This window comes from Pseudomonas brassicae (genome assembly GCF_010671725.1).
GTDB classification, from domain to species: Bacteria; Pseudomonadota; Gammaproteobacteria; order Pseudomonadales; family Pseudomonadaceae; genus Aquipseudomonas; species Aquipseudomonas brassicae.
The window spans coordinates 1-2149 of the sequence record NZ_JAAHBU010000621.1 but is presented as its reverse complement, the minus strand read 5'-3'; the positions used below and the strand labels follow the sequence as shown (position 1 = coordinate 2149).

The window sequence follows — 2149 nt, the reverse complement described above, 5'->3', positions numbered from 1 at the left end:
GACCAGCCATTTGCATCGGATGTGACCACGCGCACGGGTACGTCTTGACCGGCAGATATCGGCCAGGAGCAGTCACTCAGCGTCAATTAAATCAACGGTGATCTGTTCTGCAGCAACCATCTCAAACAGAAACTGATCAGCGCTCCTACCGGTTTCCAAGTGTGGAGCTGAAAGCTCAATTAGAAGTGACTTGCTGTGAGTTGAAAAGAACTCACTGGCGATATCGTCCAAGTCGCCGCCAGCAGCTTGAACATGCAAGTCATGAGAGATCGACGAATCGACAGCAAGATAATTGGCCCCCTACCATCGCGAGAGTGGGTCTCCAGTACCCACGTCCCTTTCTCCGGGCTGTTGAGCTTCTCGCACAGCGCTATCAGGTAGTCACTGGCCTCTTGTCGGACGTCCTCATAGAACCATAAGCCAATACCGACAGAGAGGTCTGGTATCCCGTCAGTGAACGGCCCAATGTACTCGTAAACTTTTCCGGTGAGGGTGCCGGCCCACAAAATGAGTTGAGCGTCATGACATTTGAAGCCGTCATTGGTGAGCGTCAATCCGCAAAAAGTCGGCGAGATGAAGTCTCCACCACTGCCCCCACGAGGAACTCGAAGTTTTTCAAGGTGTGCCCCTTGAAACTCCGCTCTAAGGCAGCTATCCGCAGCTTTACCCAACCCTGCCAGCCCTCGCGTAAGTCGTTGATAGGCAGGGTAGGCAGTAATATCCGCTAGATCGATACGTGTTCCATTCATATCGTTGTCTCCAAGGAATTTTTTGAGTTGGTTAGTGAGGTAATTCAATGCACTGGTCGACGAGATATGGTCTGTGAAAGTTCGTAAGTACTTTTCAACAGCACGCCAGTACAGCGTCTGATGTGTCCAGTCTGACGGAGGCAAAGTGGAGTGTGTAATCAGGACAAGGCCGCCACACACCTCCTTGCGACTTCTACGGTATGACTGGTACATGGACAGTTGATCGACTCGCCCAAGTTCATCCTGGTATTGGGTAAATCCAGCTGCGATTTTGCTCTCGATGATCAGGAAAAAATTTGAGCATCGTCCAATCAGGTCTGGGCGTTTGCCCTCAGCCCGGTGGTCGCCTGGACCAATGACGTGTTGAGTTTCCCAGATAATTGAATTGAGTTTACTCAATTCTCCAAGTTGGGCCGGTGCCAGCTTGAAGAGGTCAGTCAGCACCTCTGAGATTCGACCAGCAAGCGTCACTTGACGTAGCCACTCGGCAAAAAGCTCGGTGAGAAAATCCTCAAGGGGTGTTCGAAATTCGTTCTGTCGGAACGCGAACAAACGTTCGAAAAAAACTCATACCTTTCCTTGGTCGTTGGGGCCGGGCGTAGATTTTGGCATAGTCAGATGATCATGAACTGGCTAAATGCCGTTACGGCCTTTGGAAACCCTTTCCAAGACCCGAATTCATGTCTTCGTATCTGTGGTAGACGTTATAGCTCCTACCGGCTCTGAAGGGAGCTGAGGTGGCAGGGGCCTTGCTGGTCGACCAGGGAGCTTTCTCGGCTGGGGAGCACCGCACCCGGTAGTCGATCTTGAGCAACTGACTGATTTGCTATAATTTCTCGATAAAAAAATTAACTCTGATCTCTGTGAGTAAGAGCATGGATAGCATCTACACAACGAAACGCCCCACCATTGCGGCAGAGGTTGCCAGAGCAATTAAAGTTGAGAGTGGTCATTGCTGCGCAATTAATCAGTGTACTGAGCACACTTACCTGGAAATTCACCATATTGATCACAACCGTGAGAATAACGATCCAAGCAACCTAATCGTTCTCTGCGACAAACATCACAAAATGGCGCACGCTGACATCATTGATCGAAAAGCGTTGAGGCTTTACAAACAACTGCTTGCAGCTTCAATCTTGAACCCTGTGCCAAAGCATCTAGTAGATAATGCGCCGGGCCTCAAGATTGTTGACTTGTATGAAGTTGAAAGCTGTAGCGGCGAAAACGAGGAATACATCACCTCTTTAGAGCTGAAGCTGGTCAATCGCGGTACGCAAGTCACTTTTATAAAAGAAGTTAGGGTAACCACGCTCAAGCACTGGGAAACGTTGACTAATCACCACCATAGTCTTGTACCTATCTCGGCTACGTACGACCTAAAGATATACAAAAGAGGA

The 2149-nt window shown here is 49.5% G+C and carries 2 protein-coding genes; one reads left to right on the top strand and one right to left on the bottom strand.

Features of this window, described 5'->3' with window-relative positions; genetic code table 11:
* Window positions 1–179 precede the first annotated feature (179 nt).
* Window positions 180–1193 (bottom strand): hypothetical protein, encoded by a 1014-nt coding sequence (locus G3436_RS26695; RefSeq protein ID WP_163951349.1) that lies wholly within the window; start codon window positions 1191–1193, stop codon window positions 180–182.
* A gap of 431 nt (window positions 1194–1624) precedes the next feature.
* On the opposite strand from G3436_RS26695, the gene G3436_RS26690 reads away from it, so the two are divergent.
* Window positions 1625–2149, top strand: a 525-nt coding sequence (locus tag G3436_RS26690) for an HNH endonuclease signature motif containing protein (RefSeq protein WP_163951345.1), incomplete at its 3' end; no start/stop codon positions are given.